15 protein-coding genes are annotated in these 16,488 nt (G+C 38.6%); 5 read left to right on the forward strand and 10 right to left on the reverse strand.

Annotated features, from left to right (window positions below; genetic code table 11):
- Window positions 1-18 precede the first annotated feature (18 nt).
- From larB to L0668_RS15995, 8 genes are all read right to left on the reverse strand, one after another.
- Window positions 19-687, reverse strand: coding sequence for a nickel pincer cofactor biosynthesis protein LarB (larB, locus tag L0668_RS15960; RefSeq protein WP_235313720.1), 669 nt, complete (start codon window positions 685-687; stop codon window positions 19-21).
- Window positions 680-1,483, reverse strand: coding sequence for an ATP-dependent sacrificial sulfur transferase LarE (gene larE, locus L0668_RS15965; RefSeq protein WP_235313721.1), 804 nt, complete (start codon window positions 1,481-1,483; stop codon window positions 680-682). Before larE ends, larB begins: the two co-directional genes overlap by 8 nt.
- Window positions 1,480-2,826, reverse strand: a complete 1,347-nt coding sequence (larC, locus tag L0668_RS15970) for a nickel pincer cofactor biosynthesis protein LarC (protein ID WP_235313722.1) — start codon at window positions 2,824-2,826, stop codon at window positions 1,480-1,482. The genes larE and larC overlap by 4 nt, the downstream gene beginning before the upstream one ends.
- Window positions 2,827-2,867: 41 nt before the next feature.
- A complete protein-coding gene (locus L0668_RS15975) occupies window positions 2,868-4,154 on the reverse strand; it encodes a nickel-dependent putative hexonate epimerase (protein WP_235313723.1) in 1,287 nt (428 codons plus the stop codon).
- Window positions 4,154-4,636, reverse strand: a complete 483-nt coding sequence (locus L0668_RS15980) for a gluconokinase (protein ID WP_235313724.1) — start codon at window positions 4,634-4,636, stop codon at window positions 4,154-4,156. The genes L0668_RS15975 and L0668_RS15980 overlap by 1 nt, the downstream gene beginning before the upstream one ends.
- A gap of 86 nt (window positions 4,637-4,722) precedes the next feature.
- Window positions 4,723-6,180 (reverse strand): mannitol dehydrogenase family protein, encoded by a 1,458-nt coding sequence (locus L0668_RS15985; RefSeq protein ID WP_235313725.1) that lies wholly within the window; start codon window positions 6,178-6,180, stop codon window positions 4,723-4,725.
- A 187-nt stretch (window positions 6,181-6,367) separates the two neighbouring features.
- Complete coding sequence (locus tag L0668_RS15990) at window positions 6,368-7,066, reverse strand: 3-keto-disaccharide hydrolase (RefSeq protein ID WP_235313726.1); 699 nt, start codon at window positions 7,064-7,066, stop codon at window positions 6,368-6,370.
- A 92-nt stretch (window positions 7,067-7,158) separates the two neighbouring features.
- On the reverse strand, window positions 7,159-8,019 hold the full coding sequence (locus L0668_RS15995; protein WP_235313727.1) for a helix-turn-helix transcriptional regulator: 861 nt from the start codon (window positions 8,017-8,019) through the stop codon (window positions 7,159-7,161).
- Window positions 8,020-8,181: 162 nt separating this feature from the next.
- Here L0668_RS15995 and L0668_RS16000 point away from each other — a divergent pair, with 162 nt between their 5' ends.
- From L0668_RS16000 to L0668_RS16020, 5 genes are all read left to right on the forward strand, one after another.
- Window positions 8,182-9,318 carry an alcohol dehydrogenase catalytic domain-containing protein gene (locus L0668_RS16000; protein ID WP_235313728.1) on the forward strand — a complete coding sequence of 379 codons (1,137 nt, stop codon included), beginning with the start codon at window positions 8,182-8,184 and terminating at the stop codon, window positions 9,316-9,318.
- A gap of 5 nt (window positions 9,319-9,323) precedes the next feature.
- Window positions 9,324-10,127, forward strand: coding sequence for an alpha/beta hydrolase (locus L0668_RS16005; RefSeq protein WP_235313729.1), 804 nt, complete (start codon window positions 9,324-9,326; stop codon window positions 10,125-10,127).
- A 127-nt stretch (window positions 10,128-10,254) separates the two neighbouring features.
- Window positions 10,255-11,412, forward strand: coding sequence for a cytochrome P450 (locus L0668_RS16010; RefSeq protein WP_235313730.1), 1,158 nt, complete (start codon window positions 10,255-10,257; stop codon window positions 11,410-11,412).
- Window positions 11,413-11,467: 55 nt separating this feature from the next.
- Entirely contained in the window at window positions 11,468-11,776 is a 309-nt protein-coding gene (locus L0668_RS16015; protein WP_235313731.1) for a 2Fe-2S iron-sulfur cluster-binding protein, read from the forward strand.
- A gap of 18 nt (window positions 11,777-11,794) precedes the next feature.
- Window positions 11,795-13,039 carry an NAD(P)/FAD-dependent oxidoreductase gene (locus tag L0668_RS16020; protein ID WP_235313732.1) on the forward strand — a complete coding sequence of 415 codons (1,245 nt, stop codon included), beginning with the start codon at window positions 11,795-11,797 and terminating at the stop codon, window positions 13,037-13,039.
- A gap of 98 nt (window positions 13,040-13,137) precedes the next feature.
- Here L0668_RS16020 and L0668_RS16025 read toward each other — a convergent pair whose 3' ends face one another.
- Together L0668_RS16025 and L0668_RS16030 are read right to left on the reverse strand one after the other, a co-directional pair.
- On the reverse strand, window positions 13,138-15,339 hold the full coding sequence (locus L0668_RS16025; RefSeq protein WP_235313733.1) for a hypothetical protein: 2,202 nt from the start codon (window positions 15,337-15,339) through the stop codon (window positions 13,138-13,140).
- Between the two features lie 367 nt (window positions 15,340-15,706).
- On the reverse strand, window positions 15,707-16,477 hold the full coding sequence (locus L0668_RS16030; RefSeq protein ID WP_235313734.1) for a ThuA domain-containing protein: 771 nt from the start codon (window positions 16,475-16,477) through the stop codon (window positions 15,707-15,709).
- Window positions 16,478-16,488 lie beyond the last annotated feature (11 nt).

Consider the following 16,488-nt stretch of genomic DNA (forward strand, 5'->3'; position numbering starts at 1 on the left):
GATGCGAGTAAACAGCCCCTAGCTAAATTGATTAATAATTTTTATCGCGGCATTCGCTGCGCCAAAACCATTATCAATATTCACAGTCATAATACCTGGAGAACAGGACGCTAATGCACTGTCTAAAGCTGTTTTTCCACCTGCAGACACGCCATAACCGACTGAAGTAGGCACCGCAATAATTGGGGCCCGAACGAGGCCTGCTAATACACTAAAAAGTGCCGCTTCCATCCCAGCTAAAGCAATAATTATTTTGTATTGACGAATAGTATCTATTTTATCCATTAAACGCCAAAGTCCTGCCACACCCACGTCTGAAAATATCGGAGCTTGATAACCACTAAATGCTAACGTACGTTGTGCTTCCTTGGCGATTGCTAAGTCAGATGTACCAGCGGTAACAATACACACATGTTCACAGGGAGCTAATGAGCCATCAGTAATAGTCAACTCAACATTTAACATGGCGGTTAATGAACTCTTATCATAATCAAGTTGATCTTGAAGCTCACTGGGTAAAAGCAGCCATTGTTGCTCTGATAAACGGGTTAACAATACCCTATTGCCTTGTTCAAGATTAAAACCAATAATGGCTTGCAAGTCTTGGTCACTTTTGTGTGAACAAAATATTGCTTCTGCCACACCTGTGCGAGATTGGCGATCTTTATCCCAAATAAAGTTATCCATGTGTGACCCCATTTAAAAATGCCGAACCTTTTTGATAAATTTTTATGCCTGCAAACACTCGACCTTGCTCGGCACAATAATGCGTTAAACTCTCTGATAAAGAATCAAAGGTTGGGCTTTTAGAGATTTCGTCTAACTCCACCACTATACCTTGGTGAGAAACACGGCAGCGAACATTTTTAAATGTGGGGAAAACTTGGCGAACTTTTCCTTCAACCGTGTCTATAAATTGCATATCTGTAGTATTAATTTTAATGCCGGTTTCAACTCGACTGGCTAAACATGGTTGAGCAGGTAAAGCATGTAATTGGTCTAAACCATAATATTTTGCTAACTGGTATATATCCGTTTTATTGATACCTACTTCTACATAGGGGTGTAACACACTTTGTTCTTTTGCGGCAGCTAAACCAGGTCGCACATCGCCCAAATCATCAACATTTGTGCCTGAAAAAATAGGGCTAACACTATGCTCAGCCACACGGGTATACAAGTTACTTTTACAAAAGTAACATCGATTTATTGGGTTATTGATGTAATTCGCATCATCAAACTCTTTGGCATCTATGATAACTAAATCCCAATCGTACGTTTGTGCATATTCTTTCACTCTAACTAAAGCGTCTTCTGGTACAGCTGGAGAATAGGCATGCACAATTTTGACTTGTCCCTTAGAAAATCGATTAGCAATATAGGCAAGTAACATACTGTCTATGCCGCCACTGACAGCAATAGAGAATTGCTCAAATTGTGTAAGATAAGTAATTAATTTATTGAGTTTTTCTAACTTCATCATTTAATATTTTGATCCAAGCGCTCTACTTGAGCTTTAAGGCCTCGACGTTGATTGAGTGTATCCAAAGATAAAAGTTCATCATGTTCAATCTTTCTGGTTAGAAAGCCATTAGGCCGGGAAACTTGTTTGTACGCAACACCCTGTGTTTCATTATGCTCACGAACCAAATAAGCCCGCGTCTCAAACCGATAACGCAAACCAATAGTGGTTGTTTGATTAAAACACGTGGCAATCACATCTTGATAATGTTCACTTGATGCTAACAAACGCACAGATTCTACCGAACGATTCTTTTTACCGCGAGCGGTTTGTGCAATCACATCCACTACCCCAACTTGCTCTCTTATGCGCTCCAATGATAAGCCTAACTCTTCACCTGTCATATCATCTATATCAAATTCGATGATAACTATCATCCCCTGTAGAGAGCCTTGAAAGGCATTATCTTCGGTATTTTTAGCGAAATTTAAAGCCCGTAATATATTAGGCATGTTTGGAAATACCTTGGTACCCAAACCATACCCAGTAGACATTAAACGCCCCTGGGGCTGTTTTATTAACAAATTTTTATCTTTTAAATAGCGTAAAATCGCCGCACCTGTCGGTGTAATGCGCTCACCAGCAATATCATCGTCAAAGAACTCAAAACCGATTAAGATCTCAGCTGTAGCGGGTGCTGGAACGGGGATAAATCCATGTTGGGTATTGATTAGTCCTTTACCTAACGGCAACTTAGAAATACTCCAAGAACAAGCAGATAAAGCATCAAGTATCACTGCCGCTGCCACCACGTCCATTAAAGAATCCCAATCAGCCAATTCATGAAAATGTACATCATCTAAAGTTTTGTTATGAATTTTTGCTTCTGCAACAGCGATTATGCTTAGCAGTTCTACGGCTACTGCAGCCACATTTTTAGGTAAATTAGCAGAGCTTAATAATTGACATAAATACCGATAAGTCGTTTTGTGGCTATGCTCATTATTGTGATTATGAGGTTGGTCTGTAGCACTATGCTCGTAATGATGATGGTGATGATGCTCATGAGTATTATCATTATGAGAGTGATGATTTTGACTGCTAGAGTTGTTATGGGCGTGTTCTTTGACCTCGCCCGAATTATTCGCTAATTTAAGTGAAAACTTAAGACCGCTAATACCTAAATTTAGGCCTTTGCATAGCTCAGCTTTACCTGTACTTGTCGGTATAACTTGTTCGATCGCATTAAACACATCTAGTTTTAATGGCTCAAACGTATCTAACATTGCGCCAATAAACATATCGCCTGCGATCCCGCCAACTATGTCTAAATGTATATGTGAGTTATCTGTCATCTTTGTCATAAAAGTACACCTAGGCTGGGGATTGGCTATGTGTTTATAGCCTATTGATTAAAATTCTCTGCGGTTGCCCATAGCCCTAAAGCGGGATTACTCACATAAAAAACTTCTTCGCCATCGTCCAAAGTGTTCCAACCATTGGTTAACTTTTCTAACGGATAACGTTTTACCATTTCATCATAATGACAATATTGGTAATTAACTGACTCAACTTCTTCTTTAGTTAAACCATCACTAGGGCAATAGGTTACTTTAAAACGATCATTAGTTGTACCATGGATCAAATGAGCTGCGGCAGATAAATTACTGGCTAATTCTGGATTATCCCTCACCGCGGCTAAAGTTTCATCCGTTGTTTTATATCCATAGGTACGAATGAGTTTATCTATTGCCATATCCTCACCAAATCTATGTAAACCTGGTGCTAATACAATAAGTTCTCCATCATCGGCCATGGCCATACGTGTGCGATAGATAGATTTGTTACCTAACCAAGTAGTTTTAAACTCTGCTGGCTCTAAATATACAATGGCTTTTTTGATAGGTTTATCGAGTAAGTTCAAGTTTAACTGCTGACTTAATTCACAAGCTGCTTCGTAAGTTTCATCTTGATTGCCACAATACACACCTTGTAACGCCAGTTTGTTTTGTTTTTTACCCAATACAGTCAAGATATATTCAATAGGTAAATCTCTCAAAAACTCATCGAAACCTTGGTTTAAAGCTTTTCTGACCGGGGTATAGGTACGTCCCATTATACGCTCCATGCCATATACCGCACCTAAATAATGAGATTTATGTATAGTGTCTTCACCACCCACCCCCACTAAAATATTTTTGGTGTAATTAGCCATGCCGATAACTTCATGCGGTACGATTTGCCCCACAGAAATGATTAGCTCCCAAGACTTATCTAACAGCAGCTTATTAACGCCAATTTGCATAGTACAATCTAGCTTGTTTTCTGATAATTCAGCCATTCTCTGACTGCTTATCTCACCTAACACTTCTACATCTGTCCGCCAAAAGTGGGGGAGAAAGCGATCTTTGGGAATATCATCGCCAAACATGCTGTCAATTTCACCATGTGACATAGGTTCATGTGTGCCTAGAGCCGGTAAAAAGAAGACATCAGCCTGGTCTTTTAGTTGATGATAAATATAAGCAGAAATAAAACCAGCCTTCGAATAAAAGCGGGTGATGTCTGGTGGTAATATCAGAATTTTTTTAGCATTTTTGGCTTTTTGAGCAATAAAATCATCTATGATAGATTTTAAACCCTCGTCAGAAATCGTTTTATCGGTATCTACATGATGAATAGGATAAGTCATTATTTAATTGCCTCTAATATTTGGGAGAGCATCACATCTAACGTATTGTCTAGTGATATTGTAATCGCATCTTTGGGCTCTTCTAATGTCGCCAATTGACTGGCTAATAAGGTGTCTGGCATAAAATGGTTATCTCTACTTTTTAAACGAGAAGCCAGTAGTGCTTGTTCGCCTTTCAAATAAATAAACCTTACTGTATCTGAAGTGGTTGATTGTAAAATGTTTCTGTAACTCTGCTTTAAAGCAGAACAAGCCAACACAGCACCACCACTCGCTTCCCAATCAGTGATCTTATTTGCTAACAAGGTTAACCAAGGTTTGCGATCATCATCTGTTAATGGAATACCACTGGCCATTTTTTTAACACTTTCAGGGAAATGAAAATCGTCAGCGTCATAAAACGGTAAAGATAATTGTTTTGATAGTAGGTCACCTATAGTCGACTTACCACAACCACTTACTCCCATCACTATATAAATCATATAACTACTCTTTAAAAAGTCAGAAAACGGATACAAACCCATTTAACTTAAAAACACTAAGGCAAAATATTGCTAAATACATTAAATTAATAAACAGCAATATCACTATTATATCTTTTGCAAACACTACTGATAAACAACTCATTGTTTTGCAATGAAGTGGGAATTATCCCTGAAATGGTCATAAATTTTTCAATATTTAATTCAGTGTTATTACCATTTTCATGGAAAGTATTTTTAAAATCCCCCGCTCGTGGGTCATGTATTTCAATGTTATTAGTAAGACAATGCTCAATAAAACGTAGCCAAGCGGCTACCACAACAACTAAAGAATTCACTTTGCGCCCAGCACTCATATTTTCTGCAAGGGGGGCTAAAACACGTACCGGTATTTTAATAGAACCATCACAGGCAATTTGCCTTAGCGCATGTTTGATTTTTGGGTTTTCAAACCTAGCAATAATATCCCGAGAATATTGATACAAATCTAACCCATCTACCGATTCCAGTGTAGGGAGCACCTCATTGTCTATGAGATTAAGTAGGAATGCCTTAATGTCTGGATCTGAAATGGCTTCATACACAGTATCGTAACCGCGCAAAATACCTATGTAAGCCAAAGCTGAATGCATGCCATTTAATATTCTTAATTTAGCATTTTCAAATACTTCAACATTATCCGTAAAAATGACGCCCACTTCTTCCCATTTGGGACGTTCGAAGTCGCAGCTTTCAATAACCCATTGGGAAAATTGCTCTCGTTGCACGGGTGCATTGTCAACATAACCAAGGTTATCTTTAATCAGATCAATGGTACTTTTCTCAGTTCTAGGCGTAATACAATCAACCATAGTATTGGGGAAATGTGTATTAAGTCCGATCCATTTTGCTAGGTCTGGAGATATGATTTGGGCAAATTGTAAAACCGCGGACTTAAGTTTTTCACCATTGTTGGGTAAATTATCACAAGCAATCACATTAAAACTTGCAACGCCTTTTTGAAAACGATTGTTTAACCCAGCAACCAACAAACCTATTGCAGTACGAGGCTGATTAATATTCGCTAAATCATGGACAATATCAGCTGAAGTCTCATCTAATAAACCATCGCCATTTAAGCAATATCCTTTCTCGGTAACTGTTAATGATACAATTTTTGTGCTGCCATTAAGCAATCTTTCCAGCACTTTTTCTAATTGAGTTTTGACCACTAACACTTCTTTTAGGCCGCCCACAACTTGAAAACTATTTTCAACATCTAATATGGCTGAAGTATATAAACAATCTTGCTCTTGTAATTGCGATTGCAAGGTTTCATTGCTAAAACTTACCCCACAAATACCCCAATTGCCGCCACCTAGTTTATTCAATAATTGTTCGGTAAACATGGCCTGATGAGAACGATGGAAAGCCCCCAACCCCAGATGCACAATACCGATACCAAGATCATTACGGTTATATTTAGGCAGAACACAATCTACATTTTCATCGACTAAAATCGAAGATAGTGTGTTTTGCTCAAGTTTTTTTATGCCTTGATACATCTTGCTATTCCATCCAACTTTTAATTACACAGTAACATTTGTGTTGCATTATATAGGATCCAACCAAAATATAAAGCGGCCTGACCAATATTTTCAGCATCTAACTTAACCCCAATACATTTTCTAATGCACACAAAAAAGCCCAATAAAAATTGGGCTTTAAAACGACTAACTCTTTGTTAACAACTTAATCCAGTTCAGTAATAAATACATTTCTAAATCGCACAACATTATCGGTTTTACCTGTTTTGCGAAGTTTTTCACTACCGTGATGCTGCAAACCAATAAATCCTTCTTTTAACTTATTGTCTAACACGTGTGTAGTTAATACGCCATTTACGAAAATTTTAATTTCGTTATCAATACATTCAATACGGTAACTGTTCCACTCTAAATGTTTATAGGCATTAGCCATTTCTGGTGTCCAGGCTGAAAAGAAGTTTTTTTCAAAATCTTCATCTAAATCAGAGCGAGTTTCATGTACTGGATGTAACCATTGACGACCTCCTTGATGGTACAAGCCGCCACTCCACTTACGTTTACTTGGATCAACTTCAGCTTGATATCCCGCAGCATAAGTACCTTTTTTACCTTCGAACGCTTGACCTCTGAACATAAAGCCTGAATTACTATACTCAGTTACATCCGGCATAATTATTTCGCCAGTAAGAATAAAGTTTTTATAACTCTTTTTAGTGGTAAAAAACCAATTACCCGTTGAATTCAATACAAGTTCGTCCCCTACCATTTCGGCTGTTCCGAATTCGTAAATATTGGAAAACTGCGATAAGTCTTTATCTAATAATGCTTTGGGGGTTGGTTTTCCATTGATAGCACAGCTCATTAAAATTCCGGCTACCACTAAAATACTAAGAACTGATTTCATTACATGTCCATTATTTATTAAGTGATGATTTTAGAAATACTAGATTACCTAGTTTTACACATAAAAAGAAGTCAGGCCAGTGTAAATTTTGGTTAACCGCCATTTAAGAGTATTTGATTGCGGTATTTTTTGGGTGTGACAGAAAACTGTTTTCTAAACTGGGCAATGAAATGTGATGGGCTAGAAAAGTGCAATTCATAACTAATTTCGGTAATCGACTTTTCTGTTTGACTGATCATCCTAGCCGCACTATATAATTTATGTTTTAAGTTGTACTCTGAATAATTGCAGCGGAATACACTCTTAAACAGGCGTGAAAAATAAGCTGGTGATAAATAACACTTTTCAGCAGCTTGATTTAATGACAAATCGACTGAAGGGTTATGCCTGAACAAATCAATAATAGGTTGTAGCTTTTTAAAACCTTGGCTTTTGGCAATGGGTTGGTTATGACTTAAATCAACAGAATAAGAAAATTCAGCTACCCATAAGATCAAGGTCTTTAATAAACTTAAACTAAGGGCACTATGAGGATCTTTTAGATAACAGCTATGTAACCACTCCAGCTGTTGTTGGATAACCGCTATATGCTCTGGCTGTAATCGTAAATGTAATGCTTGATTAAACAGTTCACGCACACCTAAAAAATCTTTGTGCTCAAAAAGCTCCGGTAAAAACTGGATGATATACCAAGATTTTTCACCATCGGCACAATCAAAGTTGTGGGTTTCTAAAGCTGGTATAAATACTATGTCATTATCTTCAAGTACTGATTCACCCTGACTATAAAAGTACTGACCAGTAATAGATTCAAAAAAGATAAATTCATGCACCTCATGAAAATGCATAAAACATGTGTATGTGTCTTGCTCTTTATAAACCACTTTGTGTATTTCAAAAAGGTGACTTTTTTCAATACAAAATGGCTCACAATAAACCCGTTGTGACTTCATTTATTCACACAAGAAAACGTCATAAAAGACTAAAATATCATAGTAAATATAATTTCGACATCAAATATATGACATTTTTTTGTAGTTAGCTGACAGTATTTTACTCCTTAACTATGTTTCAATTCAGATCCGATTTATTTTCCATTTTCAAGAGCGCCAAATATGATTAGATCAAAAGCAGTTATTTCAGACGGCAAAGGCAACTATAAAGTTGACACCATTCAAATAGGCGAATGTGCTGATAATGAAGTATTAGTCAAAATTGCAGCTGCCGGCATTTGTCATACAGATTGGGACTCTATTCAAACTTGGAATAAAAACTTCATTGTGGGCCATGAAGGCGCAGGTTATGTGCATTCTGTGGGGAAACACGTCACTAAGGTATCTGTAGGTGACAAAGTAATATTAAATTGGGCGATTCCATGTGGTCATTGTTTCCAGTGTAATGAAGGTAACGTGCATATTTGTGAAACTAACTCCCCCGTATGTGGTTGTGGCTTAGAGGGCCATGCAAAAATTGAGTCTTCCACACACAACGACCAACCAATTGAACGTTCTTTTCATTTGGGCGCAATGAGTGAATATGCCATGGTCAAACAGGAAGCAGTGGTGAAACTAACTCATGATATTCCGTTTGCTGCCGCATCAATAGTAGGCTGTGGTGTTATGACTGGCTGGGGCTCAGTGGTGAATGCAGCCAATGTAAAAGCCGGCTCTACCGTATGCGTGATAGGTTGTGGTGGTGTAGGCTTGAACGTTATTCAAGGTGCTAAAAACTCTGGTGCAGCCAAAATTATAGCCATAGATATAGCACAAAACCGTATCGAACAAGCTAAAGAGTTTGGTGCGACCCACGGGGTTATTTCTGAAAAAGACGATCTTGATTTTGTTAAAGTAAAAGAGCAAGTTCTAGCCTTAAACTGCGGTAGAGGTGCTGATTATGCTTTTGAATGCACCGCTATTCCTGCTCTTGGTTCAGCGCCACTAACATTGATTCGAAGTGCCGGTACAGCTGTGCAAGTCAGTGGTATCGAGCAACGTATAGATTTTGATTGTGAATTATTTGAATGGGACAAAATTTACATCAACCCACTGTACGGTATGTGTAATCCTGAAAGAGACTTTCCGCGAGTATTAGATTTGTACGAGCAAGGCAAACTTAAGTTAGAAGAGTTAGTCACCAAAACCTACGCATTAGAAGATATTGCCCAAGGGTTTGACGATCTGCTGAACGGCCGCATTGCCAAAGGTGTTGTGCTCATGGACGAATTAAATAACGCAGACAAGGTTGAAGGATAATTCAGATGGCTGTCACCAGAATAGAAAAATCAAATCCGCAATTGTCTAGAGATAACACTCTAACCTTAACCTTACATTCAGACAATTTAGACCGTCGCCAAGATGTCACTGTATACAATCCCTACAGTGCTCAAAAAGATTTACCAATCGTATTTCTGTTACATGGTGTTTATGGCAATAACTGGGTGTGGATGGATCTCGGTGGTGCACATCAGGTATACGAGTCATTGCGTAAACAAGGTTTAAGCGAGTTTGTCTTGGTCATGCCCTCTGACGGCGGCTTATGGGAAGGCTCAGGGTATTTGCCTTTAGAAGAACACGGCAACTTTGAAAAATGGATTGTAGATGATGTGCTAAACACAGTACTAGACACATTAGGTTCAGTTAGCACTCAGAGTAATTTATACATAACGGGTTTATCCATGGGTGGATATGGTGCTCTCAGGTTAGGCGCCAAATATGCCAGTCAATTCAGTGGCATTTCAGCACACTCTTCAATTACCAAAGTGGAAGACTTAGCACTATTTACCGATAAACCCTTAGAAAATTACCAAACTAAACAAACCCATGAGAGTGATATTCTCTATTGGTGTAACCAAAATAAAGCGGATTTACCCCCGCTAAGGTTAGATTGTGGAACCGATGACGAGTTATTTGAAAGCAACCAAGAATTAGTGACTAAATTAAACCAAGCTAATATTGAATTTCAATATGAAGAGTTATCTGGTGGCCATGAGTGGCCTTACTGGAATAGAAATTTAGTCAAAACATTAAAGTTTTTTGACCAAATAGAAAAACAAAAGCATTAAAATGATATTTTTAGCTTTTATTATGACAAAAACAGCAAAATAAATACATTAAAATAACATTTTATATTTTTTCAACATATATAGCACAACAGTAAGTATGCTAGAAAACGAAAATAGCGGAGACATCATGAAAAAAAGCACAATGGCAGATCCTTTTGCTCAAGTAAGAAAAGAAAAAGGATTCGCAACCGTCAGTGATCAAGACGATCCTGTGACTATGATGTTAAGACTCAAAGATGTCAGAAAATGCGCACACAATGCAAAAACCTTTAGCTCGGAAGATATTCCAGGGCGTATTGTCGTACCTTCAGAAGTCAATATTCGCACCACTAGACAAATACCTTTTGAAGTGGATCCACCTAAACATAAAGGGTTTAGAGGCCTACTCGATCCTTGGTTTAAACGCCCTTTAGAAAATGAATACAAACAAAAACTTCATAGCATTGTTGATAAATTAGTTACCGAAAATTTAGCTGGTAACTCAGTTGAAGTGATTAACGAATTTTCTTTAGTTCTGCAATCTAGAGCTCTGACTTTATTGCTTAATACTCCTTTTGAAGACTCTATCCAATGGATCAGCTGGGGAACCCACGTATTCAGAAGTGAAGGCGATGCTCTAGACGGCGACAAAGCACAAGTATTATACGATTACCTCGATGAAAAACTTGACCAGGCTTTAGCTAACCCAACTGACGACTTGTTTTCTGTGCTACTAGGCGCAGAAGTCGATGGTAAGAAGATGAGCAAAGAAGAAGCAAAAGGTGTACTCATATTAACTTTTGCAGGCGGCAGAGACACAGTGATCAATGCCGTATCTAACTCAATTGCCTATTTAGCAGATCACCCTGAATCTTTAAAGCGTTTACGGGATGAACCAGAAATCAGAGGTAAAGCTATTGAAGAGTTTATTCGTTATTTCTCCCCTCTTACTCATATGGGCCGAGTCGTAAAAGAAGACACGCAAGTTTGCGAACATGCTGCTAAAGCTGATAGCCGAATATCTCTTTGTTGGGCCTCAGCTAACCGTGATGAAACAGTTTTCGAAAATCCAAACGAAATAGTACTTGATCGTAAAATGAATCCACATGTAGGCTTTGGTTTTAGTCACCATAACTGTCTAGGGGCCACCCATGCTCGGCAAATTTTAAGTACTTTAATTGACGTCTTATGTGACAAGGTAGGGTCTATCGACTTACTTGAAACAGAAGATAATATTGAAGAGTGGGATGATTTTCACCGCAAAGTGGGCTATGAAAAACTAGTGGTGAAATTCAACCCTAAATAAATAAACAAATCTAAATATAAATAACCTTAGAAACAAATTTAAAAAGGCAAAACTAATGGCAAAAATTACTTTTATTACAACTGATGACGAAAACATTACCTTAGAAGCAGACTCAGGATCGGTTATGGCGCTAGCCGTAGAAAATGGCGTACAAGGAATTGACGGTGATTGTGGTGGCGTATGTTCTTGTGCAACCTGCCATGTTCACGTAAAACCAGAACATATGAGCAAAACCGGTGATGCCAGTGAAATTGAACAAGACATGCTTGAGCTAGACGACAACGTAAATGAATTTAGTCGTTTATGTTGCCAAATTGAGATCACAGAAGATCTTGATGGCCTTGAATTAACCGTTGCTGGCTAAGCTAAAAGGGTAGATGAAATGGCAAATAATCAACAAAACTGCATTGTGATCGGCGCTAGTCATGCTGGGGTTAACCTAGCATTTGCATTACGCAAAGAAGGCTGGGAAGGAGCAATCACATTATTTGATACCGACCCGACTTTGCCATATCACCGCCCTCCCTTGTCTAAAGCTTATTTAACCAGTGATGACAGAATTGAAAAAAACCTATTAAAATCAGCTGACAGTTACCAAAAACAAGACATTGATTTAAATTTGGGTGTTTCAGTAAGCACTATCAGCAGTACTGATAACACCATTACCACTAGCGACGGGAATACTCACCACTACACCAAATTAGTGATAGCAACCGGTGCACGTCCATTTATTCCGCCTATCCCAGGATTAAAAACCGCTACCAATTTGTATCCATTGCGCACTGCCGCAGATGTCACCAATATAAAAACCGCCTTGCATGCTAGTGACACTAAACGTGTAGTCATTATTGGTGGTGGATATATAGGCTTAGAAACAGCCGCATCTATGAAAAAACTCGGAGCAACCGTCACTGTGCTGGAAAGAGAAGAACGCATTTTAGCTCGGGTAACAGCACCTGTGATGTCAGAATTTTTTCAAAAACTCCATGCAGAAAATGGCGTCGAGGTATTAACTCAAAAAGACGTGTCCAATATCACCAGTGATGGCGCGCAAAATATTGTGCATTGTGCAGATGGTAGCCAATACCCAGCGGATGTAATAGTTGTGGGTGTAGGTATTCGGGTTAACACTGAACTTGCTGATGCCGCAGGGATCAAGCTTGAAAATGGTATACCCGTTGACGAAGCAGCTCGTACAAGTGATAAAGACATATACGCGATTGGTGATTGTAGTTTCCACTTCAATCCTCACTACGGTCGTAATATTCGTTTAGAATCAGTACAAAACGCAGTGGATCAAGCCAAAATTGCCGCCGCGTCTATCTGCGAAAAAGATGTCAGCTACGACACCCTCCCCTGGTTTTGGTCAGATCAATACGACGTAAAATTACAAATGGTCGGCTTGTCTCAAGGCTACAATAAAATACTAGTTCGACAAGAGCCTGACGAAGGTCACAAATTTTCCGTTTGGTACTTTAAAGACAATACTTTATTAGCCGTAGACGCTGTAAATAATGCTAAAGCCTATGTAGTGGGAACCAAGTTTATTAAAGGCGGCGACCCGATAGATCAAACTAAGCTAGTTGATCCTAACGTAGAATTTAAACCCGCAAACTTAATTATTTAGCTACAAACTCAAATACTTTATACCTTAAATAACAAAAGGCCCGTTTCTTTTCATTAAGAAACGGGCCTTTTAATATGTTTGACTAATTAAATCTGACTCTAGCGAGTGCGGTTTAAATCCTTTGAACTATTAAAGACCTGCAATGAAGCCGAGGCCACATGGCCACCGGCATCGCTAAATTGTACTTTAATTTCGTTGTCTTCTTGCAAATCACTCAGGGCTACTGGAATTTCAAGCGTACCAAAGAAATTATCTCTGCCTGGATTTACTTTTCCGGTTTCTTGATCATACCCTCTGAAATCTTCAGGTACAGATACTTGTGTGCCGTTTACGGTAACAGTAGGCAACAAAGACTTGCCATGATCTCGGCCTACAGCTAAACGTAAAACCGCTTCGCCGTTTGTACCTATATTCACACCGTTTATTTGGTAACTGATATCCGAATTCGCCATAATTTCATGCTTATAATCAGTGGCATAATATTTAGTTTCTTCGTTGGTTTGATCAATAGTAAAATCAGTATTGTACGTCACCTTGATCACCATAGTACCTTCGCCATCTATGGTCACAGTATCAGGTAAGCTAGATGAATCAGTTTCCTCAATAGATGAAGCTTCTACCGAATCATCAGTAGTACGTAAATGTTTGATATTCACTGCGCTGATATTCGCAGTATCAATACCCATAGCATTGAGATTCACTTCAGCATCATCAAACTCTAAATTGTTCAGAATGATATAAGCGTCATCACCATCTACGTATGCATCAACCAAAATATCTAAATCAGATGACCAAGTGTCAATACGAGTTCCGTTTACTTCAGACCAGAGGTTATAGAATAAAACTAAATCAGAATAAACCCACGAAGTCTCAGTATCGACACCTGTGCGTTCAAATTCTTGCACCATTAAGCGGGGACCATAAGGCACGTCTGTGCGCCCCCACTCTGCTTTAACCACAATAAAAGGAATAGTTTTAGCAATCACGTCTGGGCGTTCCATAAAGCTCATTAACAATGAGTTGGTTGCGCGCAGTACGTAAGTATCTTTTCTTGGGCTCCAACCTTGGTTTCTCACACAATGACTTGCCGCACCGTATTCAGAAATCACATAGGGCTTCATTTCGCCAATGGCAATCCTGCTGTAGTGCTCCATCATATCCATAGTCGCTTCAACATTGCTGCCTTTGCGGTATTTTTCAGTATTACTTAAACATGGAAAGTCATATAAATGGATAGCGTAGAAATCCATGCTATCACCAGCAATATCAATAAACTGCTTGTCTCTGTCATACCAACGTTGAAAATTATCTTTATCAAAATCAGGGAATGCAACTGTGTAACCACCTACTTGAACATCATCATTTTCAGCAATTTTACGAATTTCAGCCTTAGTGGTGTTATGAAATTTAAATACAGTTTCAGGCGTAACATAGTCAGGCTCGCTTGGCTGGCGCACTGTGGTTAAGTCATACAAAGGTTCATTCATAATTTCGAAGTACTTCGGTTTAGGTGCCCAAGACTCGTTTTCATTATTTTTAAAGAACTTAGATAAATACTGGCCCATGTAATGGCCAGTTGCTGTACCTAAAGGTTCGTCGTCGGTATCAGCTTGTGAAAACGCCCAAGCATCACCACTTGGAAAAGGATTAATTACTGTACCTTCAGGCCAATACGGATGCTGTTGCGCCCCTTCTATCATGTCAAGTGAGCGCGCTTGAATTTCAGGTAGGCGGGCATCAGCATTCTTTTTGGCATCACTATTAGCATAAGTCCAACGGAAGTTGCCGCCAATAGTGGTAGCTGACGTTTCGTCAACAAAGCCTGGTTTAGCTTGGTCTTGACTGACATTTCTTAAGGCCCAGCCTATAGAGCCAGTAGAACGACCAAAATACACGTCATTGTCAGTCATAAAGTTAACCATTAAATTTGGATCTTCATTGGCAGCATTTCTACTATGACTGTCATTTTCCCCCCAATCATTTTCGCTAGCACTGGAGTGAATGGTTATAAACTTTTGACGATCGAAGGTTTCAATCCCCCCCACGCTATGTTTAATGTCAAAATTAATATCAACTTGCTTACCTGTTGGAGCAGGATCTGGCATGGGATCAGGTGTTGGGTCCGGAGTAGGATCTGGTGTTGGATCTGGAGTAGGGTCCGGTATTGGATCAGGTGTAGGTGTAGGCGTGGGAGTTGGTGTAGGACTACTACCGCCTCCCCCTCCACAAGCACTGATAATTAAACTAAAACTAGCCGCCATTACGACAGACAGTACTGATTTTTTGCTTGGAATGTTCATTAATTAACCTTTTTCTGACTCAACAAACACAGTGTTTCCCTTCTCGTATTTAGCCGACACTTTAATTCAATGGGCAATACCAATATAACTAACAAAATATTGCCCTTTTGTTCACATACACGTGCTTCAAATGACAGCATTGTTAACAAAATAATATATACAATTAATCAAATGAAGTAAATTACTTAAACTAAGCAATTGAATTAATGAATAATTTAACTTTCTCACTAGCAAATCTTTATTCAGTTAAAAGTAAAACGAACCTCTTATAACAATTAGATACTGACAATTTGACTGATATAAAAAAACCCTGAAAGTACATACTTTCAGGGTTATTTATTACTCAAGTTTGCAAACCATTTGAAAATTATTTTTTCATTCCTTTACCCGTAGCAGCCCAATAAATTCCGCCATAAATATGCTCTTGAAAAGCTTTATTACTATAGGTAGCAGGCATATGACCTAAAGCAGTGTAAAACGAACGCCCGCCTTCAATATCTTGATACCAAGCAACTGGATGAAAATCACCGTTACCTTTACCTATTTTTTCTCCCCACTGTACATTTGGATCGTAAGTGGATTCATCCACAGACAAAATATATTTTAAATTTGGGCTTAATTCTTCGCCAAACTCATACCACTCTTCTGTCCATAGCCCTGTTTCAGGGAAATATTCAAGACCCGGAAATTTGTTGTCAATTACTGACATTCTGGCGGTTTGAATTTCAGGGTGAATATGGAAGCGCCTTCCTACTAATTTGCCAAACCAAGGCCAGCCGTACTCAGTGTCACTGGCACTATGAATACCTACAAAGCCATTACCAGCTTGAATATATCCTTTTAGGGCAGCTTGTTGTTTGTCATTTAAAATATCCCCTGTGGTTTGTAGAAATATGACAGCTTGATATTGCTTTAAGTTTTTAGCATTAAATTGATTAGCGTCTTCGTGCCAAACTACTTCAAAATGATGGTTTTGAGCAATTAACTTAATAGTATCTACACCTTCGTTCACTGACTTATGATGCCAAGCAGCAGACTTAGTAAACAACAACACTTTAAACTGTTCTGCATAACTGTATGCACTGAATAAACAGGCTAATAAAACCAAGCAGTGAATTCTAATAAATATTTTCAACATAATGATCCCCA

The organism is Paraglaciecola algarum (assembly GCF_021532655.1).
Lineage (GTDB): Bacteria > Pseudomonadota > Gammaproteobacteria > Enterobacterales > Alteromonadaceae > Paraglaciecola > Paraglaciecola algarum.